This window comes from Micromonospora sp. CA-111912 (genome assembly GCF_050948415.1).
GTDB lineage: Bacteria > Actinomycetota > Actinomycetes > Mycobacteriales > Micromonosporaceae > Micromonospora.
Genome location: NZ_CP192007.1, coordinates 452621 through 477475 on the forward strand (window position 1 = coordinate 452621; position 24855 = coordinate 477475).

Sequence of the window (24855 nt, forward strand, 5' to 3'; positions counted from 1 at the left end):
GAGCGGGTCACCCGGCGGTCCGAGCCGGCCGCCGACTGACCTCCGGCGGTCAGGACTTGGCCCAGCGCAAAATCTCGCCGAGCACCACGTCCCGGGCCTCGACGTGCGGGAAGTGCCCCACGTCGTCCAGCAGCCGCCACTCGTAGGGGGCCACCACGTACCGCCCGGAACCCTGGGCGGTACGCGGCAGGGAGGCGACGTCCAGTGCGCCGTGCAGTTGGAGCGTCGGGGTGATCAGGGGCTTCTGCATCAGCCGGACGAACCGGTAGCCGTGCAGCCGCAGCACCGACCGGAACGCCCACCGGTAGCCCTCCAGCGCGCAGAACGCGGCCTGCGGGATCCGCATCGCCTCCCGGCAGCGCTCGGCGTACGCCTCGAAGTCGGGCCCGGCCACCCAGCGCGGCCCGCCCCAGCGGCGCAGCGCCTCCCCGACGGCCGCCGCGTCGTCCCGGGTGAGCACGTGCTCGTACCGGGGCAGCTGGAACTTCAGGGTGGGTGTCGAGGCGGTGAACTGGCCGCGCGGGTCGGCGAAGATCGCCGCCCGCAGCCGGAGCGGGTGCGGGGCGCCGAGCACCACGAGCCGGCGGACCAGCGACGGGTGGAACGACGCGACGGTCCAGGCGATCATGCCGCCGGCCCCGGTGCCCACCACGGTGGCGGAACGCTCGCCGAGGCCGCGGATCAGGCCGGCGACGTCGGCGGCGAGGGTGTAGCCGTCGTACCCGCGCGGGGGCTTGTCGCTGGCGCCGTAGCCGCGCAGGTCGACCGCGACCGCCCGGAAGCCCGCGTCGGCCACCGCCGGGAGGATGTCGTGCCAGGCCCACCAGTGCTCGGGGAAGCCGTGCAGGAAGAGCACCATCGGGCCGGTGCCGGCCTCGACCACGTGGAAGCGGCTGCCGTTCGCGCCGACGAACCGGTGCGTCCACGGCCCCTCGGTGAGGACACAGGTCTCGTCGACGGCCCCGCCACGCTGCTCGGTCATGCCCACAGCCTATGACCCCGGCGTGCCTGTCCGTCCCGGCGTTCCGGCCGGCCGGCTGGTTCCCGGACGGAAAGGGCGATGCCCGGGCAGTTGGACTGCCCGGGCATCGCGGTGGTGCGGTCGATCAGTGGATCAGGAGAAGCGGACCTTGACCGAGGTGCCGTTCTGCTCCAGCACCTTGATCTTGGTGCCGGTGGCCGGGACCTTGACGCCGTGGTTCGGCAGCTCCGGGTACCAGTACTGCTTGGTGTCGTCGAACAGCGGCTGCGCGGCCTGGCCCCGGATGTACTGGGCCTGCCCGTTGATGTGCAGCGTGAACGAGTCCGCCTTCTTCAGGCCGAACGTCGCGTCGTAGACCTGGACGCGGGCCCGCCACGGGTTGCCGGTCAGGTTGTAGATCGGCTGCGGGTGCGAGTCGATGATCATGTTCCGACCCTCACCCGGGTGCTCGAACGTGTCGTTGTCCGCGAACCGGAGGTTCCAGTACGAGATCAGCAGGCCCTCCTGGTACGCGTAGTGGTCCACGTAGTCCGGGCGGGTGGTGCCGTAGCCGAAGTAGTACGGGCCGGTCTTCAGGTACTTGTCGTACGAGACGTAGGTCCGGTTGCCGGCGATGTAGTAGTTGTCGAAGAGCCGGGTGTAGGTCGCCGCGACGATGCTCCAGCCCTTGGCCGCCCAGTTGCCGGTGCCGGTCTCGGCGCCGTCGGTGGACAGGGTCTGACCGTCGGCGGTCACCGTGATGTTGTCACCGAAGAAGCCGCCCGATGCGACCCCGCCGTCGGTGAGGTAGTGGAAGCGGAACTGCACGACCTGGCCGGCCAGCGAGTTCAGCGGGATGTTGATGTCGGTCCACCGGCCCGCGCTGCTGCCGCTGAGGCCCGGCGTCGGGTCGGTGTTCGACACCGGCGGGATCGCCCTGCCGTCCACGGTGCCGGGCAGCGCGTTCCAGGTGGCACCGCCGTCGGTCGACGCCTCGAAGAAGAGGTAGTCGTAGCCCGACTCGATGTTGAACCGGCCCTTGAGCGACAGCGCCGCCGAGGTCTTCCCGGTGAGGTCGATCGTCCTGGTCAGCGAGTTGTCCAGGTCGTCGTCGTTGCCCGAGAAGAACTGCTTGGCACCCTCGAACGGCTGGCCGTAGTTGAAGGTGTACTCCCGCTGCGGGAGCACCACCACGGCGGCCTGAGGCTTGGCGGAGTTGTACTCCTGCGGGCCGAGCTCCAGGGTCTTCTTCTGGCCGGCCTTGACCACCTCGTAGTCGAGCCAGCCGAGCTGGAGCTTGTTCCAGGCGCCGAGGTCGCCGCCGCGGTCGCCGATGCCGGCGTCCTCCTTGGCGTTCAACCGGCTCTGGGCCATCAAGGTCCAGTGCTCGTTGTTGTTGTCGCCGCCGTTGAGGTTGTTGTAGTCGTCCGGCAGGCCCAGGTCGTGTGCGTACTCGTGGTAGAAGACGCTCCGGCCGCCGTTTTCCGGCTGGACCGTGTAGTCGCGGATCCAGATGCCGGTGTTGCCGATCTGGGTGCCGCCGATCGGGAAGTTCGGCGGGCCGGTGCGCGAGGTGTTGTACGCCGACCAGCGGTGGCTCCAGATCGCGTCCTCACCCTGGTGCGGGTCGCCGTCGGCCTGGTCGCCGCCGGAGTGGACGATCTGGAAGTGGTCGATGTAGCCGTCCGGCTCGTTGAAGTCGCCGTCGCCGTCGTAGTCGAACCGGTCCCACTGGTCGTAGGACTGCATGTCGGCCTTGATCTGGGCGTCGGTGCGGCCCTTGGCCTTCTGGTCGAGGACCCACTGGTTGGCGGCGTCGCGGACCAGGTCCCAGGCGTTCTGGCAGTTGTTGGCGTCGCAGACCGCCGGGTCACCCGTCGGGTCGTTGTCGGCCTTCGGGTCGTTCGAACGGCCGTAGCGGGCGGCGTTGTACTTGACCTTGACCCAGTCGCTGACCTGGCCGTCCACGGTGTAGCGCCCGGACGACTGGGCCTCGTAGTACTGCTTGACCGACTCGTCGCCCTGCCCGGTGCCGAAGTACAGCTTGCGGAAGTAGTCCGCGCTGTAGTCCGCCTGCCACACGGTCGAGTTGTCCACCGCGCGGTTGGGCTGGGGAATCTGGTTGTGTACCGGCCCGTTGAAGGTGGTCGGACCCGCGATGGTCGGGTTCGTGTCCTTGTCCGGGTAGGCCGGGTCCCGGTCGTCGCCGAACTCGGCCAGGATCACGAAGATCTTGTCGGTCCGCTCCCGGGCCAGCTCGACGTACTGGTCCTGCTGGCCCGCCTTGGCGTTCCGGGCGCCGGCGCTCGCCGCCGTGCTGCCGACGGTCTCGCCGACCTTGACGACGGTGCTGCCGTTGATCTTCTGCGCCTTGGCCCGGCCGGAGAGGACCTCGCTGAGTCCCTCCTGGCGAAGCGCGCGGCGCTTGTCCTCGAGCTTGTCCGGCAGATCGTGATCCGCCGGGTTCTCGGCGGCCGACGGGGCGGTCGCCGGGAGCTTCGGAGCCGGCGCGGCGCTGGCGGACGTGCCGACCACCAGTCCCGTCGCCGTCAACGAAAGCCCGAGCAGACCCACTGCGACTTTCCGCACGTGGTACCTCCGGTGTGAGGGAACCGACCCAACGGGGGTACGGGCCGGTGAGAGGTCCCACTAGTGGGACCAATGGTGAACATAGAGTCTCCTGGGACGGGTGGGAAGACGCGTACGTCGATTTGTTGCAAACTTTTGTTGGGAATGCGTTCCACCGTCACACCCCTGTCGCTCTCCGAACGGTTGAACAGGGCGGACGTCGGGTCAGGAATTGCAGTGACACATCTCGATCAGTAGGCGTCGGCGCAGACGGAAGGGGCCGGTGGCGTCGCCGCCACCGGCCCCTTCATCGATCAATGGATCAGTTGCTGACAAGCAGGACCATGTTGTCGGTTGCCTTCTTGCCCTGCGTCACAATCGTGATCTTGGTGCCGGTGCCGGCCACCTTCACCGAGTTCTGCGGGTTGCCGGCCGTCCAGTAGCGGTCGACGTCGCTGTCGCTGAACACCGGGTTCGGGTTGAGCTTCGGCACGGTGACCGCCACCCCGTTGAGGTGGAAGGTCTGCGCCGGCTTGGTGTACCAGCTGAACGTGGCGTCGTAGCCGTTGCGCCGGTTGGTGATGGCACGGTCGCCCACCTTGATCTGGCCCGGGCGGACGTCGACCGGCAGGTTGAAGCCGAAGCCCGGGTGCTGCGAGGTGTTGTTGTCGCCGTACGCGTAGTTCACGTACCAGATCAGCATGCCGGGCTGGTTCGAGAACCGCTCCACCCAGTTCGGGCGGGTGTTGGCGAAGCCGTAGTTGTACCCGCCGGTGCGCAGCGTGTCGTCGTACCCGAGGTACGTCCGGTTCTCCGCGATGTAGAAGCGGGGGTACGAGTCGGTGACCGAGCCACCCATCCGGGTGAAGCCCTTGGCGGTCCACGCGGCGTCCAGCGTCTCCGCGCCGTCGGTCCAGGTGGTGACACCGCCCTTGACCAGCGAGATGTTGTCCAGGAACGCGCCGGCCAGGTGCACGCCGCCGTCGCTCTGGTAGCGGTAGCGGAACTGCACGGTCTGCCCGGCGTACGCGGACAGGTCGTAGGTCAGGTCGACCCAGTTGCCGTCGCTGGAGCCGTCGACCCCGGTCTCGCCGGCGTCGATGAGCGAGTTGCTCAGCGGCGCCCAGGTGGCGCCACCGTTGGTGGACACCTCGGCGTACAGGTAGTCGTAGTCCTCTTCGATGTCGTACCAGGCCTTCGCGGTGATCGACGCGGACGTCGTACCGGTCAGGTCCAGCTGACGGGCCAGCGTGGTGTTCAGGTCGTCGGCGCTGCCGCCCCACCACTCGTTGGCACCCGCGAACGGGGTGTTGTACGAGGTGGTCTGGGTCTGCGGGGGCAGGTTCACCACGACCGCCTGGGCCTTCGGCCCGTCGCTGTCACCGGCCGGGCCGATCGGCAGGATGGTGTTGCCCTTGCCGTACTCGACCGTCGAGTGGTTCAGCCAGCCGAGGTAGAGCTTCGACCACGGGTCCATGTAGCCCGGGGTCGAGCCGATGTCATCGGTGCCGCGGCTGAGCCACGAACCCGAGGCCATCAGGCTCCAGAAGCCCACCCCGTTGTCGCCGCCGTTGGTGTCGTACAGGTCCGGCAGGCCGAGGTCGTGGCCGTACTCGTGCGCGAAGACGCCGAGGCCGCCGTTCTCCGGCTCCGTGGTGTAGTCACGGATCCACATCCCGGTGTTGCCGATCTGCACGCCGCCGGACAGGTTGCCCGCCGGGCCGGCGCTGCCGGCCAGGTTCGGGAACGCGGCCCACCGGTGCGACCAGATGGCGTCCTCGCCCTGGGCGCCGCCGCCGGCCTCCTCGCCCTCGCCCGCGTGCACCGCCTGGAAGTGGTCGACGTAGCCGTCGGGCTCGTTGAAGTCGCCGTCGCCGTCGAAGTCGTACCGGTCCCAGATGTCGAACTGCTTGAGGTAGTCCTTGATCTGCTGCGGCGTCTTGCCGGCCGCGACCTGGGAGTCGTACCAGGACGTCGTGCTGTCCTTGACGAAGTTCCAGTAGCCGTCGGCCTCGGAGATGGCGCTGCTGCCGTACCGGGCCTCGTTGTAGGGGACGGTGACCCAGTCACTCACGTCGCCGTTGACCGTGTACCGGCCCCCGGACTGCTTGAGGTAGAAGTCCCGGAACGACTCGCCCTCGCCGTAGAACATGTCCATGTAGTGGGCCCGGTTGAAGTCGGCCCGCCACAGGGTGCTGTTGTCGTCGGTGGCGCCGCCGTCCCAGTTGCGGTCCGGCGCGGCGATCTGGTTCACCTGCGGGCCGGCGGTTCCGCCGGTGCGCGGGTCGGTCTGGTTGCCGAACTGGACCAGCATCGTGAAGATCGGATCGGTCTTCGGGGCCTGCTGGTACTCGACGAACTTGTCGTTCTTGACCTGGATGACCTTGGAACCGTTGCGGGTCTGGAGCTTGACCTTGCCCTGGAGCAGGTCGGCGATCGCCTGCTTACGGACCTCCTGGTGCTGGTCCGCTTTGGCGTCGGGAAGGCTGTCGCTGCGGCGCTCCGCCTTCTCGGCGCCCGGGGTCGGCTCCGCCGTCGGGGCGGCGGACGCCGGGGCCGTGACGACGCCGGCCGCCAGCAGCACGGCCGCGGCCGAGGCCAGGCCCGCGGTGACTCGTCTCCTCAAAGATCCTCCTTTGTGGACTGTTACATGACAGGAACGACCGGAGTCGATGCTGTCATGGGTGCGTCTGCCACCCTGGCAGAGGAGTCGGTCGTTGTCACTGTCCGGTGAGTGGGGTCGGCCGATGAGGACGCCCGGCAAAGGTCGGTAAATCGGGGCCAATGGGCGACGGGATGCGAGTTACGTTTCGGCCACGATCACCTGGCGTTTCAGGGGTTGCGAGGGCCACGTCCACGCAGCGCCGCCGGACGACGCAGGCGGGGCCCGCCCGGAGCGGTGTGCTCCGGACGGGCCCCGCCCGATGTTGCGACGCGCCTGAGGGGTCAGGGCCGCGCCGAGGTCACCCGCACCGAGGCGACGGTGTTGTCCGACGTCGCCTGCTTGACCGTGAGCGTGACGCCGAAGTGCACGTTCTGGCTGGCGGGGTTGCCGTTGCCCAGCACGATCGCCCCACCGCCCAGCACGACGCCGTAGAACGACCGGGCCGGCGTACCGTCCGGGTTGACCACCCGGGTGGTGTACGGCGCGTTGCCCCGCGACGGCAGCACCACGGAGGCGTCGTTGTCCCGGGCGTACGGCGACCCGTCGCGCATCTCGATGCCCGGGTACCAGGTCTTGGCGTCGGTGAAGCCCGACACCGCCGGCTGCGCGGGGAAGCTCGTGCAGTACTCGCTGTACGGCTCGCCCGCCGCCTCGAGGCACTCGGTGAACGGCTTCGTCTTCTTCAGGCCGAACGCCGCGTTCGCCGACTGGGGCCGGCTGGGCAGGTTGTCCAGCACCGACGGGTCCTTCTCGGCCGCCGTGCCCTGTCGCCGGTACGGGTCGAAGTGCGAGTCGACGATCAGCAGGCCACCCTTCGCGCCGTAGCTCGGCAGGGCGGTCATCTGCCCGGTCACGTGGTTGACGTCGCCGAGCGCGGTGTCCCGGTACCAGACCAGCATGCCCGGGGCGTTGTAGGAGATCCGGTCGACCTTCCACGCCTCGTGCGAGTACACCGTGTCGTACGTGTACTTCAGGCCCTTGTCGAAGCCGTCGAAGTTGCGCCACTCGGCCAGGTAGAAGTGCGCCCGCCGCTCGGTGCCCGTGTTGACGTTCCAGCCCGCGCCGGTGGTGTCGGTGAACGTGCCGCCGGTGGCGGTCCAGCCGTTCGCGCCGCCCTCGACGTCGTCGCTCCAGGTGGTGGCCCCGCCGCCGGTGACCGAGAAGTCGTCGGCGAACCAGCCCCGCTCCACGAACGCCTCGTCGGTGGCCTGGCGCAGCCGGAGCTGCACGGTCTGGCCCGCGTACGCCGACAGGTCGACGTAGTCGTGCCGCCAGCCGCCGGTGGGGCCGGTCAGGCCGTACCGCTTGTTGCCGAAGTCGGCCATCCGGCCGTTCGGGTCGGCGTAGTTGTCATCGGTGGTGACCAGCGCGCCGGTGGCGTCGTAGACCTTCTGCTCCGACCAGGTCGCCCCGCCGTCGGCGGACAGCTCGACGAAGCCGTAGTCCCAGTCCTCCTCGATGACGTAGTTGTTCCACATCCAGAACTTCGAGTCGGCCGCCGAGGGCACGCTCACGGTGCGGGACAGCTTGACGTCGGCCCAGTTCTGGTCGGCCCCGCTGTGCCACATCTTCGTGCCGCTGTGCGGCGTGGCGAGGGTGATCACCTTGTCCGGCAGGTCGACCTTGATGCCGTCCGCCGTGCCGACCGGGGTACGTGAGGTCTGCCCGACCCGGACGACGCGCGGCGCGGAGCCGGGGGTGATGGTCTCCGGCTCGGCCCAGCCGAGCACCCACTTGTCCCAGATGCCCATGTGGGTGGGCAGCGCCTGGAAGATCTCGCCGCTGTGCGACCCGGAGGCCATCAGGTCCCAGAAGTCCACGTCCGAGTCGGCGTTGCCGGAGGTGTCGTACAGGTCCGGCAGGCCCAGGTCGTGGCCGAACTCGTGGGAGAAGACGCCGACCCCGGCGTCCTCCGGCTGCACGATGTAGTTCGCGGCCTTGAGGTTCGTGCCCGGGATCGTGTAGCCGCCGGGGACGGTGGAGGAGTGCGCCCAGACGGCGTAGGTGCCCTCGTTGCCGCCGCCACGGGACTTGCCCTGGCCGGCGTGCACCAGCACCAGGTGGTCGATCACGCCGTCCGGCTCGAGCAGGTTGCCGTCGCCGTCCCGGTCGGCCTGGTCCTCGATGTCGTAGTCGGCCCAGGGGAAGCTCGGGTCCATCGCGGCGAGAGCGTCGATGGCGTCCGTGGCGAGCCGGCCCGCCCCGGCCGGGTTGTCCGGGTGGCCGTTCATCGCCTGCTCGCGGCCGGCGACCCAGTTGCCGTTCTCGTCCTGGAAGCAGCGCGAGGCGGCGTACCAGCCCTCCGAGTGCGGCACGGTGATCCACGGGCTGGCCTGCCCGTCCACCGTGTACGCGCCCTTGGACATCTCCAGGTACATGTTGTGCATGGTCCGGCCGGCGAGGCTGACGCCCGGCTTACCGTCCGGCCCGGTCAGGTCCGTGCGGACCCGCTCGGTGATGCCCCTCTTCGTGTAGAGCATCTTGTCGTAGTGGGTCGGGGAGAAGTCCGGCACCCACATCGAGTTGTTGTCCTTGTGCGGCAGGGCCGCCGGGTTCGCGATGTTGTTGTGCTTCGGCCCGTTCTGCACGGTGCCGGGGACGCAGGTCCGGTCCTCGAACACCGTCTTCGGGACCATCACGCCGGTGAAGTCGTCGTTGGCCTGGTCGTTGAACTCCACCAGCAGGGTGAGCAACTTGGCGGTCTGGGTGCTCGGGGCCTGCTTGATCTTCCGGGGGCTCTTGCCGGTCTGGACCGACTTGGCCTCCAGCTTCGCCAGCTGCTTCGCGGTCGTCGGGTTGCCGGCGGCGAACTTACGGTCGTACGCCCGGGACTCGTCCGCCGCAGGGGTGTAGACCCCGTCAGCGCCCTTGACCTCCTTGCCGCCGGTGTTCGGCTGCACCTCGGGCTCGGCGTAGTTGATGTAGTACTCGTCCGCACCGATCGTGGCTGGGGCTGGGCGGGACGTCTCGGCCGACGCGGTTCCGGTCACGGTCAGTGCCGTGGCCGCGAGGGCGATGGCGGGCAGCGCGACGAGTAGTCGTCGGCGTGACCCGGTGCGCGGATTAGTGTGCATACCGCTCCGTTCTCGGGGCGTGGGGAAGGACGCCGGCCGGTTCGACGCACAGTGACAAAGGTCGAATCGACCGGTGCGGCTGAACCTAGAGGAGAACGGTGTCTTCCGACAGGGGGTGTCGTTCCCTGTGTCCGTTCAGGCCGGTGCGCCCTCCGCCGACCGACCGAGCGGGCCGGTCGGGTGACGTGCTGTCGGCGTACCCCCGAAAGACAGCGGTGGGTGACGGTCCGCGCGGACCGTCACCCACCGAGGGGGTACGCCTACCGTCAGTCCTCGTCGGACTTGCCGCCGCCGATCCCGGAGGAGATCAGCTCCATCACCGAGGAGTCCTGGAGGGTGGTCACGTCGCCCAGCGACCGGTTCTCCGCCACGTCCCGCAGCAGCCGACGCATGATCTTGCCGGAGCGGGTCTTCGGCAGCTCCGGCACCAGCAGGATCTGCCGCGGCTTCGCGATCGGGCCGAGGGTCTTCGCCACGTGGTTGCGCAGCTCGGTGATGAGCTTCTCGCCCGCCTCACCGGTGGTGTCGGTGGTGCCGCGCGGGATGGCGAACGCCACGATCGCCTGGCCGGTGGTCGGGTCGGTCGCGCCCACCACGGCCGCCTCCGCCACCGACGGGTGCGACACCAGCGCCGACTCGACCTCCGTGGTGGAGATGTTGTGGCCCGACACCAGCATCACGTCGTCCACCCGGCCCAGCAGCCAGATGTGCCCGTCGTCGTCCTTCTTCGCCCCGTCCCCGGCGAAGTACATGCCCTCGAACCGGGACCAGTACGTCTCGATGAACCGGTTGTCGTCGCCCCAGATGGTGCGCAGCATCGACGGCCACGGCTCCCGCAGCACCAGGTATCCGCCGCCGCCGTTCGGCACCGACTGGCCCTGGTCGTCCACCACGTCGGCCACGATGCCGGGCAGCGGGGTCATCGCCGAGCCCGGCTTGGTCTCGGTGACGCCCGGCAGCGGCGAGATCATGATCGCGCCGGTCTCGGTCTGCCACCAGGTGTCCACGACCGGCAGCTCACCCCCGCCGACGTGCTGCCGGTACCACATCCACGCCTCGGGGTTGATCGGCTCGCCGACGCTGCCCAGCAGCCGCAGCGAGGACAGATCGAAGCCGGCGGGGATGTCGTCGCCCCACTTCATCATCGTCCGGATCAGCGTCGGGGCGGTGTAGAGGATGCTGACCTGGTACTTGTCGACGATCTCCCAGAACCGGCCCTTGTGCGGGGTGTCCGGGGTGCCCTCGTACATGACCTGGGTGGCGCCGTTGGCCAGCGGGCCGTACACGATGTAGGAGTGGCCGGTCACCCAGCCGATGTCGGCGGTGCACCAGTAGACGTCCGTCTCCGGCTTCAGGTCGAACACCGCGTGCGCCGTGTACGACACCTGGGTCAGGTATCCGCCCGTGGTGTGCAGGATGCCCTTCGGTCGGGCCGTGGTGCCGCTGGTGTAGAGGATGAACAGCGGGTGCTCGGCGTCGAACGGCTCCGCGGCGTGCTCGGTCGACGCCTGCTCCACCGTCTCGTGCCACCACAGGTCCTTGGCCGTCCAGGCGACCTCCTCGCCGGTGCGGCGGACCACCAGCACGTGCTCCACCGACGGGCAGTTCGCCACGGCCTCGTCCACCGTCGGCTTCAGCGCCGACGGCTTGCCCCGGCGGTAGCCGCCGTCAGCGGTGATCACCACCTTGGCGGTGGCGTCCTGGATCCGGTTGGTCAGCGCGTCGGCGGAGAAGCCGCCGAAGACCACGCTGTGGGTGGCGCCGATCCGGGCGCAGGCCAGCATCGCCACCGCAGCCTCCGGGACCATCGGCAGGTAGATCGCCACCCGGTCGCCGGCGGTCACGCCCAGCTCGGTCAGCGCGTTCGCCGCCTGGCAGGTCAGCCGGTGCAGGTCGGCGTACGTGATGGTCCGGGTGTCGCCCGGCTCGCCCTCCCAGTGGATGGCCACCCGGTCGCCCCGGCCCGCCTCCACGTGCCGGTCCAGGCAGTTGTACGCCACGTTGAGCCGGCCGCCGACGAACCACTTCGCGAACGGCGGGTTCGACCAGTCGAGCACCTGGTCCCACTGCTTCGCCCAGGCCAGCCGCCCGGCCTGCTCCGCCCAGAAGGCGAGGCGGTCCCCGGCGGCCTCGGCGTACGCGTCGGCGGTGACGTTGGCGTTCGCGGCGAGTTCAGCCGGAGGCGGAAACTGCCGGGTCTCGTTCAGCAGATTGGCCAGTGCCTCGCTCATGCCGTGACTCCCTCATCGCATCCGTGACCTGCGTCCCTACCCCCGCAGAGGTTAGCCGGGGCGGTCGGTGCCCGCGACAGGTCCCGGAGCACACCCGCGCCGAGCGGCCCCCGCCGCGCGCCGAACTGTAGGAGTGAGGTGGGCGGCGGGGCGGTACCGGGGTGGCGGGAGTCGCGTTGTCGGGCGGCTGCGGGCCGGGCGCCCGGGCGGGTCGCTAGCGTGACGGGGTGACCACCGACCCGCTCGCCCCGCTCCTCGCGCTCGCCGACATCGCCCCCGCCGTCGAGCGGGCCCGCGACCGGGTCGACCAGTCGTTGCGGCACCGCGCGCTGCGCCGGCACGGCGGCCAGGTCGCGGCCGAGGTGAGCCTCCGCTGCGCCGTGGCCAGCGCCGCCCTGGAGGGGGCCGCCCACGACCGCGAGGCGGTCCGCGCCGGTACGGTCACCGACCCGGTGCTCCAGGGCGCGCTGCGGGTGGCCGGGGCGCTGCCCGGGCTGACCGATCCCTGGCCGAGGGCCCCCCGACAGGTCCTCGCCCGGCTGCACGTGCTCGCCGCCCGGGACGTCGTACCCGCCGACGAGCTGGGGCGGCCGGTGGCCGACCCGGTGGTCGGCGCCCGGCTGGACGCTCTGGCCGGGCTGGTCGCCGGCGGCACCTCCGTGCCCCCGCTGGTGCTCGCCGCCGTGGTGCACGGCGAGCTGCTGAACCTGCGCCCGTTCGCCGGGCCGTCCGGGGTCGTGGCCCGGGGCGCCGCCCGGCTGGTGCTGATGTCCACCGGCCTCGACCCGCGTGGGCTGGTCGGCACAGACGTCGGCCACCGCGAGCGCGAGCCGGAGTACGTCGGCGCGGCCGGCGCCTTCGCCACCGGCACCCCGGACGGGCTGCGCTCCTGGCTGCGGCACTACCTGACGGCGGTCGAGGTGGGCGCCGACCAGCTCACCGCCGTCGGCGACGAGATCCTCGCCGCCGCCTGACCAGCGGCCTGACCAGCCGCCTGACCAGTAACCGGGGCCGCGCCCTGTCGACGCCCATGCCACCCGTGCCGGGTCCCGTCTCCCGGGCGGTGGCTCAGTCGCGCCGGACCGCCCGGTTGACCTTGGCCTGGAGGGCCCGTCGGGCGATCGGCCCCAGGTCGTCCACGATCTCGATGAGCACCGCGAGCTGGTCGAGCGCGGACATCGCCCGCCCGGCCGCCTCCCGGTCCACCCCGTCGTAGAGCTCCAGCCCGATGAACGCGGCCGACACAGCCCGGGCCAGGCCGGGCACGTCCGCGATCTCCGCGAACGGGGAGCCGGCGAGCAGGCGACCCAGGACGGCCTCGATCTCGTCCACCCAGAGCTGGAGCGCGCCGGCCGTCGGGGCGGCCAGCCGCTCGTCGGCCTGCGCCCCGGCGAGCATCTGGGCGAGGAAGGAAACGTTGCCCAGTTCCCGCTCCTGCTCGTGCAGGGCGCGGCCGACGGCGAGCAGTTCACGCAGGGAGCCAACCCCGGCCAGCCGCGCCGACCAGTGCCCGACCCGCTCGACCGTGCTGGCCCGGCAGGCCGCCGTGAGCAGGTCGTCCACGCTTCCGTAGTGGTAGAACACCAGCGCCTGGTTCACCCCGGCGGCGGCGGCGATGGTACGGGCCGAGACCCCGGCGATGCCGTGCTGGCGGATCGCGGCGATGGCGCCGTCCAGGAGGCGCTGCTTGGTGTCGGACATCCCTCTCCTCGCCTGCCGGCTCGTCCGGCTTCGGCTTCTCCCGCGCCGACCGCTGCGGCTCGAACTTTTCGCGTGCCGGCTTGCCCGGCTCGCCGGACGCCGGCCGGACGCGGCGGTGCGATCATCGCATCGGTCACCAACTGCGCGAGCCAGGCGACCCCGGGCAGCCGCAGCGTCCAGCCGGCCAGCGCCCAACCGAGGTGGACGTGTTCGAGCGCGCGGGCGACGGCAGCCACCCCCCGTTCCCGGTGGCCGTCACCGCCCGCGTACTCCGCCCGCCGCAGCACCCCGTCGTACGCCGAGGCGGGCCGGAGGACGAGGCCCACCGGGTGCCGGCGGGCGAGGAAGCGCCACACCGCCGCGCACGGCCCGCAGTCGGCGTCGAGCCAGAGGACCGCAGGCGGCCCCGACACGTACGGCCGCCAGCGCGGCCACCAGTCCCGGACCCGCCGTCGGTAGGCCCGCCAGCCCTCCGGGTACCGGCCGGCGAGGTCGTGCTCCTCGTGCGGCCCGGCCACCGCCGCCGCGAAGGCGACCGCCGTCGCGCCCGCGCCGGCCAGCGCCAGGCTCCCGGTCGCCGCGGCGGTCAGCAGCACCAGGGCCACCCCGCCGAGCTGCATCGGGTTGGCGAGGTAGGCGTACGGCCCGGTGGTGACCAGCCGCCGGGGCGGATCCCACGGGTACGGGGTGCCGCCGCCCCGGACCGCGAACTCCCGCACGGCGGCGAGCGCCGGCGTCGCCACCAGCAGGACGACCTGCCCGACGAGCAGCAGCCGGGACGCGGGCAGCCCGGTGAGCCCGGCCCAGGAACCGTCGCCCAGTTCGAAGGCCAGCGTCGGCACGAACCACAGCAGCAGGGCGGCGAAGAGGCCGACCTGGAGCAGCGCCCGGGCGGCCAGGTGCCGGCGGTCCGCGCACCACCGGCCGAGCAGTTGGGCGGGCAGGGCCACGGCGAGCAGCCCGGCAGCCTCCCCGACGAGCCAGTGCGGACCGAGGCGGACCAGCGGGTGCAGGGCGGGCATCGCCACGGCGTCGAGCCAGAGCAGCAGGCCCAGCGCCAGCGGCAGCGGGAGAACCCTGCGCAGCAGCACCGGCAACGGGCCCCACAGGGCGGCCCAGCCGATCCACAGGTCCACCGGCAGCCCCCGGTACGCGCCCCGAACGGGTGCGAAGGTGTACCAGCCGGTGCGCCGGGCCGCCTCGTCGAGGGCTGCGATGCCGACGGCGCCGGCCACGAAGGCCAGCAGTGCCGCCGCCCGGGCGTCCCGGTCCCGCTCCAGCCGGGCGGCGGCGAGCACGGCCAGCAGGGGCACCGCCAGGCTCAGGTGGCGGGCGACCGTCATCGCGGGACCATCATGTCCAGCAGGTGCCCGACCCCCTCGCCGAGCAGGACGTGCTGCACCGGGCCGAAGTACCAGGACGGGTCGAGGCCGCGCCGGTAGTCCACGCTGATCCGGACCTCGGTGTGCCCGGCGTCGACCGCCCGCCAGCGCAGGTCCGCCCGCCGCCAGGTGAACCAGCGGGCGGTGATCGAGGTGTCCTCGACGAAGCGGAAGACCACCTGTTGTGGCTGGGCGGCCTCGACCTCGGCGAGCAGGTGCCCGCCCGGCCCGTGCGCGCTGCCGTGGTAGCCGAACATCCAGCGGTCGCCCACGGCCAGGCCGTCGCCGCTGACCTCGGTGGGTGTGGGCGCCCCCAGCAGCCGCAACGGAATTGACCGGACCGGGACGGGCCGGGGGCCGGCAGCGAGCCGCTCGGCGACCTGGTCGACGGGCAGCGCCACCACCCGGACCACCTCGACCGACTGCTCCGGGGCCAGCCGTGGCCCGATCCCGCTGCCCTCCAGGCCGGGCAGGAGCAGCAGCGGCACGGCGAGGACCGCGTACGTCCGCGAGGCGTCCCGCAGCGCGCGGATCAGCGCGGTGGTGCCGTGCGCCACCGCGTACACCAGCGGGGCGGCCAGGACGACGCAGACCGCCCCCTCGTGCAGCGCCACCGCCGCCAGCAGCAGGGCGATCGTGGTGACCCCGAAGACCCGGCCGTGCGCCGTCCGGCCGGGGGCGAGGGCCAGGGCGACCGCGAGGATCACCGGGAGGGCCACGAACAGCAGGGCGCTGTCGGCCCGCCCAGCGCGGATCGTGACGATGTAGACCACCAGCCCGAAGGCCGCGATCAGCCCGGCCAGCACCCAGTTGGCGGCGGTCCGCCGCGGTGGCCGTTCGCCCTGCTCCGACATGGCACCCTCCCGTGTTTGAGCGTTCGCTCAAAGCGGAGCATAGGCGGAATTGAGCGATCGCTCAACAGGGGGGTTTCGCCGACGGTTGCGGTTCGGTCGCCCGGCAGCTGTGGGGTCACTCTGGGACGAGGCGCCAGTCGCCTCCCAGTTCCGGAGCGTTCCGGGTCCGGGCGGCTCGGAACCGCCGGCGATCGGCCAGGCGTGCAAGATCGTGCTCGATCCCGGAAAGGGTGGCTCCCTACCCGCTTGGGCTCAAGTGGTTGTTGCAACGGGGTGGATTCTCGTGAGGATGAGGGTTTATGCCGGGGAGAAGGTTGTCGTCCGTGGAGCGGGCGCAGATTGAGGTGTTGTTCGGGCAGGGGTTGTCGTTTCCGCAGATCGCGGCGGTGATCGGGCGGGATCGGTCGACGGTGTGGCGGGAGGTGTCGCGTAACCACTGCGGTACCGGGGGGCGGGTGCCGACGGGTCAGCGGCATCCGTACGGCCCTGATCGGGGCTATGTGGCCGGGGTGGGTTACCCGAAGGGCTGGGGTGGGGCGTATCGGTGGAAGTACTGTCACCGCAATGCTGGGGCCAAGGCGCAGTGGCGGGCGAGGCGTCCTCGTGGGGGCAAGCTGCGTCCGGGGTGGGGGCGGCCGTGGCCTCCGTTGTGGCAGACGGTCAGGGATCGGCTGCGGCAGCGGCACTCGCCGGGGCAGATCGCCCGGTCCCTGCGGGTGCAGTTTCCCGATCGACCGGAGATGTGGGTGTCACACGAGACGATCTACCAGGCGATTTACTTCCAGGCCCGAGGCGGGATGCGTCAGGAGTTGGCCCGGCAGGTCGCGTTGCGGTCGGGGCGGGCGGTCCGCCGGCCGCAGTCGCGGCAGGCCGCCGCGGGACGGGGAAGCCGCCCGTGGGTGCGGGACTTCCACATTTCCACCCGCCCGGCCGAAGCCAACGATCGGGCCGTGCCCGGGCACTGGGAAGGCGATCTGGTCATCGGCGCCCGAGGATCCAGCGCGATCATCACCCTGGTCGAACGGGCCACCCGCTACGTCATGCTCGGCGCTCTACCCCACTCCAGGGTCAGCGAACAGGTCATCGACGTGCTCACCGGGCTGATGCGCCGGCTGCCCGCCGAACTACGCAAGACCCTGACCTGGGACCAGGGCATCGAGATGATCCAACACCCCGTCTTCACCCTCGCCACCGACTGCAAGGTCTACTTCTGCGACCCCCACTCACCCTGGCAACGCGGCAGCAACGAGAACACCAACGGACTCCTACGCCAGTACTTCCCCCGCTCCAGCACCGACTTCCGCACCTACACCCAAGACGACCTCGACACCATCGCCCGAGAACTCAACGGACGACCACGCCAAACCCTCAACTGGCAGAATCCAACCGAAGCACTCCACAAGTACCTCGTTGCAACAACCACCTGAAACCGCCCCGTAACGAGGCCACACTTTCCCTGATCGAGCACGATCTTGTTCAGCGTCCAGCGTGATCCAGTGCGATCGGGTGCGCTCGGACGGACCCAGACCGCGCCAGGGCCCGCCCGCGCAGGGAACAAGCCTGAACGCCCGGAGCGGGCCGGCAGGGGGAGTTCCGCAGCCCGTACACGGCGCCCCTGGCGGAGTCAGGCGGCGGGGGCGCTCGGAGAGGTGGCCGGGCGCGGTGGACGCCGGCCGGTGGGGTGACCCCGGGCGTCGGTCAGGCGACGGGGGCGGTGCGGGTGCGGCGGTGCCGGCCGTACCAGGCGATGCCGATGGCCACCCCGACGCCGACGCCGAGGGCCGCCGCGGCGACCGGGACGGCGGGACGCTCCCGCAGCCGGCGGCCCAGCGGGATCGGGTGCCGGAACTCCAGCACCGGCCAGGCGTTCTCGCTGGCCAGCTTGCGCAGCGCCCGGTCCGGGTTGACCACGCTCGGGTGGCCCACGCACTCCAGCAGCGGCCGGTCGCTCATCGAGTCGGAGTACGCGTACGAGTCGGCGAGGTCGTAGTCGCGCTCCCTGGCCAGCTCGCTGACCGCCTCGACCTTGCTCGGCCCGGCGGCGTAGAACTCCACCTCACCGCTGTAGCGGCCGTCCGTCACCGTCATCCGGGTGGCGATCACGTCGGTCACCCCGAGCAGTTCGCCTATCGGCCGGACCATCTCCTCGCCGGAGGCGGAGACCAGCACGACGTCCCGGCCGGCGGCCTGGTGCTCCTCGATGAGGGCCGCCGCCTCGGCGTACACGTAAGGGTTGATCAGCTCGTGCAGTGTCTCCGCGACGATCTGGCGGACCTGTTCCACCTGCCAGCCCTTGCAGAGCGCGGCGAGGTAGTCCCGGGTCCTGGCCATGGTCTGCTCGTCGGTGCCGCCCAGCCGGAACATCAGCTGCGCGTACGCCGACTTGACCACGTCCCGCCGGGTGATCAGCCCATCCCGGTAGAATGGCCGACCGAACGCCAAGGCGCTCGACTTGGCGATGACGGTCTTGTCCAGATCGAAAAAAGCGGCACTTCGGCCCACGGCGCGAAAGTCTAGCCCGATGGACTATCGTCGGCGGGTCCCTGGGGTACGGACTTCGGCCCGACCTGGGGGCGACCCCTAGGACCACTGCCCGTCAGTGACGGCAGTCACACTCTCCGAACACAATTTCGCACTGAGTGGAGTCAACACCACTCGACGTATACGGGTCTGCTCAGGCATGCTTGTGGTTGCGACGAGGACTCACGTGTCGTGCGAAGCAGGCCCTCGGCGGTTGCACCCCCCGTAACCGCTGAGTCGGTTCGGCTCAACCCCCCCGGAGCCGAACCGCCCGACGACCCCCGTCTCCCCCCGACGGGGGTCGTCCCTTTCCCGGTCCGCTTCCGGGCCAGGTGAAGCCACGTCTCCTGGGTCCGTCGGGCGGGGCGACGGGCGGAAAAGTCAGCGAATCGTCAGCGAACGTCAGCCGGACCCCGAGCCGGCGGAGGTCGTCATCGGTGAGGTAGGCGAAGCGGACCCGGACAAATTCACCGCTCCATCGCCGTCGCCGAACGCTCCGCATGCAGCACGAAGGCCGGCTCGGCTCCGTGCCCGGATGCCTGCGGGTGGTGGTTAGCTGGCGGTGGGGTTCCATCCCTGGGCGAGGATGGAGTAGAGCAGGGGTCGCGCCATGTGCCGTTGGTGTGGACGTGGTCGCGAACGGCCTCTACCTTCCGTGCCTTCCAGCTCGTGACGCGTCACCCTGGCCCTGGTCTGCGACACGGTGTGTGGGTCGGCGGCAGACAAGGCCTGCACTCCGAAGCCGCGCTCGCTCACCTCTGCGGCGCAGCACCCATCCCCGCGACTTCAGGACGAGTACGCCGCCGTCTCCACCGAGGAGGCGACCGGCGCCAACCACGCCCTACACACCGTCGCCCTGTGCCGAAAGCGCTACGACCAGCGCACCCGCGACTACGTCCACCGACGCATCACCGAAGGCCTCAGCAAGCAAGAGGTCCTCCGCTGCCTCAAGCGCTACATCCTCGCGACGTCTACACCGCCCTGGGCGCCGACTCCGCCGCCCTGATCTGTTGGCCTCCATAGGAGCATTGGGATGGCATAGTTGCAGCAAGGTGCTGGTCAGCTACTGTAGCCCTAGGCTCTACGCCGTACCGCCCTACGTTTCGCCCCAAAGTCGACTACCTTCACCCCGTCAGTCCAAGTCGGGTCGACTTGGCTCTGGGCAGCAAGAGCCAGTTGAGGAGTGGGCGCGATTGAACGCAAAAGAGTTGGATGAATCGCAAGTTTGTCCGCGCCCTGCAAGTAAGGACGAGATCCATAACGACGGGACAGTAATGTCCAAAGCAGCTTCGGCGATTCATGCCCGACCGAGACGGGTTCTCGCTTCCGCCACCCCTTCGCTGATAACTGAACGAACAAAGAGTTCTTTCGAGTGTCTCCGATGGCGCCCACGGTATGCCCGCGCATAATCAGCGCTTGGATGGAAACGCCCCACGTTGCCTTTAGTCGGGCATAGTCAGTCAGCGAGAGCCTGTCTGACATGCTGACCTGTGCACGATCAAGCGGAACCAGTAGAGCGGTAGCGAAAAGATTCGCTTCCTGCTCGGCTTCGCTATGGATGATCCTCGGCCGGAACGTATGCAGGACCAGGTGTCCGAGTTCGTGAGCCAGGGTAAAGCGGTCCCGGTCGCCTTGGTGGCCCGGGAAGTATCCGACCAGCGCAGTAGCGCCGAGACCGCCCCAGTAGGAAACACCAAAATGCCCGACTGCGGCTTGTTCCTCTCCCTCATGGTCCGGAAGAACCATGGGCGCAACTGCGATCCCGGCTCGTTCAAGGGCACGCGTCAGGTGAGGAATGGGCTTGTCGGGAGCTAGCTGGAGCGCTTCTCGTGCCTCGTTTGCGAGCTGCTCGATTTCCGCGCCGGTAAGACTGGCGTCGCCAGAGGCGAAGGGGAGGGACGGCGTCGGATAGTGTTCAGCCTCAACCAGATCTTCGGTTACGCGGTAGCTCTCACCGTAGACCGCGTGCACTCGGCGAGTGGTGATCTTCCTAGCGGCCGATGATTTGCGGAACCGAAGGGTGTCGAGAGGAAGTGATGCCGGGCGGGCTGCAAAGAAACTGACGGGTGTGCCGGTCGAGTCCGCAATCTGCTGGAGCTTGTCCTGGGTCGCCTCTCTGCTCGACGTCTCAACGTCGGATATCCAGGGTTGACTGACGCCAGACACCTCAGCTAGCTGACTCTGCGTCAACCCAAGGATGTCACGCAGGGTCTTGAGCCGCTCACCCGGCGCTGCCGCCAGCATCTTCGATCCCGCCTTCCAGTTGGTCCTCGTTTGGGATGTCCAACTCCATGCCCTCGTCCGAGGGCTCGAACTCTAGTGCAGCAAGATCCTCTGCCGTCTCGGGCAGGATGAAGTCGATGTCAGTCTCAGCGTGGTCCCCCCACTTCCAGTTCCCGATCGGCCTTACCACTCGGAAGGCTGGAACGCCGGTCTTCAGGTCGATGCGCCAGACGAACAGCAGGCGATCGTCCGGCGGTCCCGTGAGGCGCTGCTGCGGCAGAGTGAAGAGCGGCATATTCCGGTAGTAAGCCTGCCTCGCAGCGTTGCTTCCCGCTGGAGGAACATCCGCGTCACGGACGGTGTGTAGAAGCCGAGCCCGGTAGTCGCCGTCCGTGAGCCATAGCTCTCCGTTGCGCGAGTGGTTGCCGGAGAGGCCCCAAGAGTCGATCTTGACTTGTTGCAGCCGTAGATGGGCGAACGCGCGGATGGTGTGGGTTGCGTGCCATCTGTACTCCGGCAGGCCATCGAACTCCGGCAGCGCCCCCTTGCGCTGCTGGTCAGCCCAGGTGAAGACGTCGTGCAGCGGTTCGCAGAGCGGACCAAGGGCTTCGCGGATGCGCTCGACGTCCTCGTTAAACATGAGGCAGATATTATCACCAGGATTATTAACGCGGAAGCAGCGACGCGCCCTGGGATCGGCGGCAGGTGGTGCGATGAGCAAGCGAGCGAGCGAGTGGTAACAGCTTGGCCACTCAGCGTTGATCTTGAGATTCGGAGGCAGCGAGGAGGCAGCGAGACAGTTGGTGCAGCAGCCGGCGCACACCCTTGAGATGCCACTGTGGACTGACTAGATTTGATCCTCAGCCACGATCAGGGACCGGCTTCGAGATCAAGAGAGTGACCCCATCGCACACATCGATCTAGGGGTGGATGAGACCGAGCTTCCAGGCGTCCGTGGGCCGCTGCGCTTCCGGCCGGAGACCGGTCAACCGTTGCTTGAGCTGGTCGAGGTGCTGCTGCGCGGACCGCATTCGCTCACCCCCGGGGAACGGGAACTGATCGCCGCGTACGTCTCCGGCAGCAACGAGTGCACCTACTGCTGCTCGGCGCACTCGGCATACGCGGCGGCGCAACTCGACGAGGGCATGACCCTGGTCGACCAGGTACGCGCCGACCTGGACAACGCCCCGATCTCCGCGAAGCTGCGCGCCCTGCTGCACATCGCCGGGGCCGTGCAGGTCAGTGGACGCGAGGTCACCCCGGAGCTGGTCGAGGCCGCACGCACCGAGGGCGCCACCGACCTGGAGATCCACGACACGGTGCTCATCGCGGCGGCCTTCTGCATGTTCAACCGGTACGTCGACGGCCTCGGCACCCAACCGGCGGCCGACCCCGGGTGGTACGCGCGGGCGTCCGAGCGCATCGTCAACAACGGCTACCGACAGGTCGTCTGACGACGATCCGGCCGGCGCCACTGGGCCGAACCCCGCCCGCCCCACGAGCAGAACCCGGAGCATCAGGTCATCGCACATATCGACCTTGGCCAGGACGAGCAGGTCTACCTGGGTATCCACGGCCTGATCCGTTACCGGCCGGAGACCGGCCGCCCCCTGCTGGCGCTGAACGAGGCGCTGCTGCGCGGACCGCACCCGCTCACCCCCGGGGAACGGGAACTGATCGCCGCGTACGTCTCCGGCCGTAACGAGTGCCGGTTCTGCCAGGGCGCGCACTCGGCGTTCGCCGCCGTACAGCTCGACGAGGGCATGACCCTGGTCGACCAGGTTCACGCCGACCTGGACAACGCCCCGATCTCCGCGAAGCTGCGCGCCCTGCTGCACATCGCCGGGGCCGTCCAGGTCAGTGGACGCGAGGTCACCCCGGAGCTGGTCGAGGCCGCACGCACCGAGGGCGCCACCGACCTGGAGATCCACGACACGGTCCTGATCGCGGCGGCGTACTGCATGTTCAACCGGTACGTCGACGGCCTCGGCACGCTCGTACCCGACGACCAGGAGTGGTATCTGGGACCGGCCGGACGGGTCGCCACCCATGGTTACCTGCCGGTGCTGGACCGCTGACCCACACCGGTCACCCGAAGTTTCACCTGCTAGAAAAATGAGGGCGTGACGTCATGGCACACATCGACCTGGGCGTGGACGAGAACGAGTTTCCCGGTGTCCGGGGCCCGTTGAAGTACCGGCCGGTGACCGGCAAGCCGATGCTGGAACTGGCCGAGACCCTGCTGCGTGGGCCGCTCAGCCTGTCGACGGCCGACCGCGAGCTGATCGCCGCGTACGTCTCCGGCCTGAACGAGTGCACCTACTGCTGCTCGGCGCACTCGGCGTTCGCCGCCGCCCTGCTCGACGAGGGCAGGGCCCTGGTCGACCAGGTACGCGCCGACCTGGACAACGCCCCGGTCAGTGCCAAGCTGCGCGCCCTGCTGCACATCGCCGGGGCGGTGCAGCACAGTGGACGCAGCGTCACCGCCGGACTGGTCGAGACGGCCCGCACCGAGGGCGCCACCGACGAGGAGATCCACGACACGGTGCTGATCGCGGCGGCCTTCTGCATGGTCAACCGGTACGTCGACGGCCTCGGCACGTTCGCCCCGAGTGATCCGAAGTACTACGAGGAGGCGGCCCAGCGGGTCATCAGCGTCGGCTACCGCGACATGGTCTGAACGTGATCTTTAACCCGTGCGTTGCTTACGATCGGTGACATCCAGGCCACGCACGACGGTATTCGCGACGTCGTGGCGGGGCGCCGTCCGCGCCTCCATGGCTAGGTTGGGAACGGGCCGCGTACGGTGACTCCTCCATCGACGACGAGGCTCTGCCCGGTCATGTAGGCGGCAAGCGGAGAGGCCAGGTAGACAGCTGCCGCGGCGGCATCATCGGGGACGCCGACTCGACCCATCGGAATCTCAGGGACTGCCGCGGTGCGCTGGTCGGAATTCGCCGCCGCCGTTGCGATGGCACCGCAAGCCACCACGTTCATGCGGATGCCGTCACCGGCGTACTCCGCAGCGACGGTCTTGGCGAGGCTGGCGAGCCCGGCCTTGGCAGCACCGTAGCCAGCCTGCATGGGTGCGGCCATGACGCCCGCGACGGACCCGACGCTGACGATGGACCCGCCGCTGCCCTGGGACAGGAAGGCACGGATGGCAGCCCGGGCCGCACGCGCCACATAGCGAAGGTTCATTTCGTACGCCAGGTCCCAGTCGTCGTCCTCCATCTCGTGCAGGCGCACCGCGGGTACGAACGCGACCTGCCCTCCGACGACGGTCACCAGTGTGTCGAGCCGACCGAACTCGCCGGTGGTGCGGGTGACGAACCCGTCCAGATCCGAGCGCGAGCGCACGTCACCGACGAGCGGAACCGCGCGGGCGCCAGACTCTGTCAACTCATGAACGGCATCATGCGCCCGGTCCGGATCGACGTCGGCGACGGCGACGGCTGCGCCGGCCGCAGCGAAGGCACGTGAGATCGCGCGCCCGATACCTTCGCCGCCACCTCCGATCACCAGGGTGCTCATGCCGTCCAGTGGCGCAGCGAAGTGGTTCATGGCCGGATCTTTGCATACGGCCCGCGCCTGCTGACCCTGCTGAACCATGTCCCAGTACTGCGACCCTGCGCGACTGCTGTCGTTCGAAACGGGCGGGGCCGGCTGCCAACACGCCGCTCAGGAAGTCTCGACGGCGTCGGTCAGTCGGGTGGCGAGGCCTCGGATGTGGGTGATCAGCTCGGGTGGTTCGTGGATGCGGAAGCGGAAGCCGAACAGCGCGACATAGACGGCGATCTCGTCCAGGGAATTCGACCCGGTGTGCAGCATGCAGGTATGCGAATCGACGGCTTCGATGACGCCGACGGTGGGCGCGATCCGCTCGGCGGCGGCCTCCGCCGAGGCGTACAAAGTGATTTTGGCCTGGTAGCGGTAGGAGGCGGTGGACACGCCGTGGGTCAGGTACGTGGCGAAGTCGGGGTCGGGTGCCGGTCGTGGCGTGAATCGGGGTCCGGTCGGGATGCGCGGTTGGATCCGGTCGACGCGGTAGGTGCGCCAGTCGCTTCGGTCGGTGTCCCAACCGATGAGGTACCAGCGCCGTCCGCTGTGGACGAGCCGGTGGGGTTCGGCGTCGCGTACTGACGAGGTGCCGTCGTGGCGGCGGTAGTCGAAGCGGAGCCTCTGGTGATCGCGGCAGGCCGTGGCGATGGCGACCAGCACGTCCGGGTCGACGGTGGGGCCGGTGGCGGGGACCGTGACGGTGACCGAGTGCAGCAGGTTGACCCGGTGCCGTAGGCGCGACGGCAGGACCTGTTCGAGCTTGGCCAAGGCGCGGAGCGAGGTGTCTTCGATGCCGGTGACCGTGCCGCTGGCGGCGGTGCGCAGCCCGATGGCGACAGCGACGGCCTCGTCGTCGTCGAGAAGCAGTGGCGGGAGCTGCGTTCCCGCGCCAAGTCGGTAACCGGCAGCACCAGGGGTGGCGTGCACGGGGTAGCCGAGGTCGCGCAGCTTCTGGATGTCGCGGCGCACGGTCCGTACGTCGATCTCAAGGCGCTGCGCCAGTTCGGTGCCGGCCCAATCGCGGGGTGTCTGTAGCAGCCCGAGTAGCCGCAGCAACCGTGCGGAGGTTTCCAACATGCCCCAAGTCTGCCAGCAAGCTAGGGCCAGAGCTGTCC

Annotated in this window: 18 protein-coding genes and 2 pseudogenes; 7 read left to right on the forward strand and 13 right to left on the reverse strand. The window is 69.7% G+C overall.

What is annotated here, in order from left to right:
• Positions 1–49: 49 nt before the first annotated feature.
• From ACQPZO_RS02165 to acs, 5 genes are all read right to left on the reverse strand, one after another.
• Positions 50–982, reverse strand: coding sequence for an alpha/beta fold hydrolase (locus ACQPZO_RS02165; RefSeq protein ID WP_405114466.1), 933 nt, complete (start codon positions 980–982; stop codon positions 50–52).
• Positions 983–1114: 132 nt separating this feature from the next.
• On the reverse strand, positions 1115–3535 hold the full coding sequence (locus ACQPZO_RS02170) for an immune inhibitor A domain-containing protein (RefSeq protein WP_433350728.1): 2421 nt from the start codon (positions 3533–3535) through the stop codon (positions 1115–1117).
• Positions 3536–3851: 316 nt separating this feature from the next.
• A complete protein-coding gene (locus ACQPZO_RS02175; protein ID WP_433346540.1) occupies positions 3852–6155 on the reverse strand; it encodes an immune inhibitor A domain-containing protein in 2304 nt (767 codons plus the stop codon).
• Positions 6156–6475: 320 nt separating this feature from the next.
• Positions 6476–9268 carry an immune inhibitor A domain-containing protein gene (locus tag ACQPZO_RS02180; RefSeq protein WP_433346542.1) on the reverse strand — a complete coding sequence of 931 codons (2793 nt, stop codon included), beginning with the start codon at positions 9266–9268 and terminating at the stop codon, positions 6476–6478.
• A 266-nt stretch (positions 9269–9534) separates the two neighbouring features.
• The gene (acs, locus tag ACQPZO_RS02185) at positions 9535–11499 is read right to left on the reverse strand and encodes an acetate--CoA ligase (protein WP_433346544.1); all 1965 of its coding nucleotides are present in this window, start codon (positions 11497–11499) and stop codon (positions 9535–9537) included.
• A 227-nt stretch (positions 11500–11726) separates the two neighbouring features.
• Here acs and ACQPZO_RS02190 point away from each other — a divergent pair, with 227 nt between their 5' ends.
• Positions 11727–12473: an oxidoreductase gene (locus ACQPZO_RS02190; RefSeq protein ID WP_433346546.1), complete on the forward strand. Its 747-nt coding sequence runs from the start codon at positions 11727–11729 to the stop codon at positions 12471–12473.
• Between the two features lie 94 nt (positions 12474–12567).
• Here ACQPZO_RS02190 and ACQPZO_RS02195 read toward each other — a convergent pair whose 3' ends face one another.
• Genes ACQPZO_RS02195 through ACQPZO_RS02205 form a run of 3 tightly spaced genes read right to left on the reverse strand, consistent with a single transcriptional unit; the run spans position 12568 to position 15436 of the window.
• Positions 12568–13200, reverse strand: coding sequence for a TetR/AcrR family transcriptional regulator (locus ACQPZO_RS02195; RefSeq protein ID WP_433346548.1), 633 nt, complete (start codon positions 13198–13200; stop codon positions 12568–12570).
• Entirely contained in the window at positions 13095–14543 is a 1449-nt protein-coding gene (locus ACQPZO_RS02200) for a methyltransferase (RefSeq protein ID WP_433346550.1), read from the reverse strand. The genes ACQPZO_RS02195 and ACQPZO_RS02200 overlap by 106 nt, the downstream gene beginning before the upstream one ends.
• Complete coding sequence (locus ACQPZO_RS02205; protein ID WP_433346552.1) at positions 14540–15436, reverse strand: hypothetical protein; 897 nt, start codon at positions 15434–15436, stop codon at positions 14540–14542. The genes ACQPZO_RS02200 and ACQPZO_RS02205 overlap by 4 nt, the downstream gene beginning before the upstream one ends.
• Positions 15437–15735: 299 nt before the next feature.
• Between ACQPZO_RS02205 and ACQPZO_RS02210 the strand changes: the two genes are divergently transcribed.
• A complete protein-coding gene (locus ACQPZO_RS02210; protein ID WP_433341506.1) occupies positions 15736–16863 on the forward strand; it encodes an IS30 family transposase in 1128 nt (375 codons plus the stop codon).
• 271 nt (positions 16864–17134) lie between these two features.
• Here ACQPZO_RS02210 and ACQPZO_RS02215 read toward each other — a convergent pair whose 3' ends face one another.
• Positions 17135–17938 carry an HAD family hydrolase gene (locus tag ACQPZO_RS02215; RefSeq protein WP_433346554.1) on the reverse strand — a complete coding sequence of 268 codons (804 nt, stop codon included), beginning with the start codon at positions 17936–17938 and terminating at the stop codon, positions 17135–17137.
• A gap of 747 nt (positions 17939–18685) precedes the next feature.
• Between ACQPZO_RS02215 and ACQPZO_RS02220 the strand changes: the two are divergent.
• Positions 18686–18979, forward strand: a pseudogene (locus ACQPZO_RS02220) (transposase); the annotation flags it as partial.
• 51 nt (positions 18980–19030) lie between these two features.
• Here the strand turns inward: ACQPZO_RS02220 and ACQPZO_RS02225 are convergent.
• Both ACQPZO_RS02225 and ACQPZO_RS02230 read right to left on the reverse strand, forming a co-directional pair.
• The gene (locus tag ACQPZO_RS02225) at positions 19031–20200 is read right to left on the reverse strand and encodes a helix-turn-helix domain-containing protein (protein WP_433346556.1); all 1170 of its coding nucleotides are present in this window, start codon (positions 20198–20200) and stop codon (positions 19031–19033) included.
• The gene (locus ACQPZO_RS02230) at positions 20178–20819 is read right to left on the reverse strand and encodes a hypothetical protein (RefSeq protein ID WP_433346558.1); all 642 of its coding nucleotides are present in this window, start codon (positions 20817–20819) and stop codon (positions 20178–20180) included. Before ACQPZO_RS02230 ends, ACQPZO_RS02225 begins: the two co-directional genes overlap by 23 nt.
• A gap of 265 nt (positions 20820–21084) precedes the next feature.
• Between ACQPZO_RS02230 and ACQPZO_RS02235 the strand changes: the two genes are divergently transcribed.
• The 4 genes and pseudogenes from ACQPZO_RS02235 (at position 21085) to ACQPZO_RS02250 (ending at position 22859) form a co-directional block, all read left to right on the forward strand.
• Positions 21085–21633 carry a carboxymuconolactone decarboxylase family protein gene (locus ACQPZO_RS02235; RefSeq protein WP_433350730.1) on the forward strand — a complete coding sequence of 183 codons (549 nt, stop codon included), beginning with the start codon at positions 21085–21087 and terminating at the stop codon, positions 21631–21633.
• 180 nt (positions 21634–21813) lie between these two features.
• Positions 21814–21861 (forward strand): annotated as a pseudogene (locus ACQPZO_RS02240) (hypothetical protein); the annotation flags it as partial.
• Between the two features lie 81 nt (positions 21862–21942).
• Positions 21943–22257, forward strand: coding sequence for a carboxymuconolactone decarboxylase family protein (locus ACQPZO_RS02245; RefSeq protein WP_433346559.1), 315 nt, complete (start codon positions 21943–21945; stop codon positions 22255–22257).
• A 53-nt stretch (positions 22258–22310) separates the two neighbouring features.
• A complete protein-coding gene (locus ACQPZO_RS02250) occupies positions 22311–22859 on the forward strand; it encodes a carboxymuconolactone decarboxylase family protein (protein ID WP_433346561.1) in 549 nt (182 codons plus the stop codon).
• 101 nt (positions 22860–22960) lie between these two features.
• Here ACQPZO_RS02250 and ACQPZO_RS02255 read toward each other — a convergent pair whose 3' ends face one another.
• A complete protein-coding gene (locus ACQPZO_RS02255; RefSeq protein ID WP_433350732.1) occupies positions 22961–23713 on the reverse strand; it encodes an SDR family NAD(P)-dependent oxidoreductase in 753 nt (250 codons plus the stop codon).
• 147 nt (positions 23714–23860) lie between these two features.
• On the reverse strand, positions 23861–24817 hold the full coding sequence (locus tag ACQPZO_RS02260; RefSeq protein ID WP_433346563.1) for a helix-turn-helix transcriptional regulator: 957 nt from the start codon (positions 24815–24817) through the stop codon (positions 23861–23863).
• Between the last annotated feature and the right edge of the window lie 38 nt (positions 24818–24855).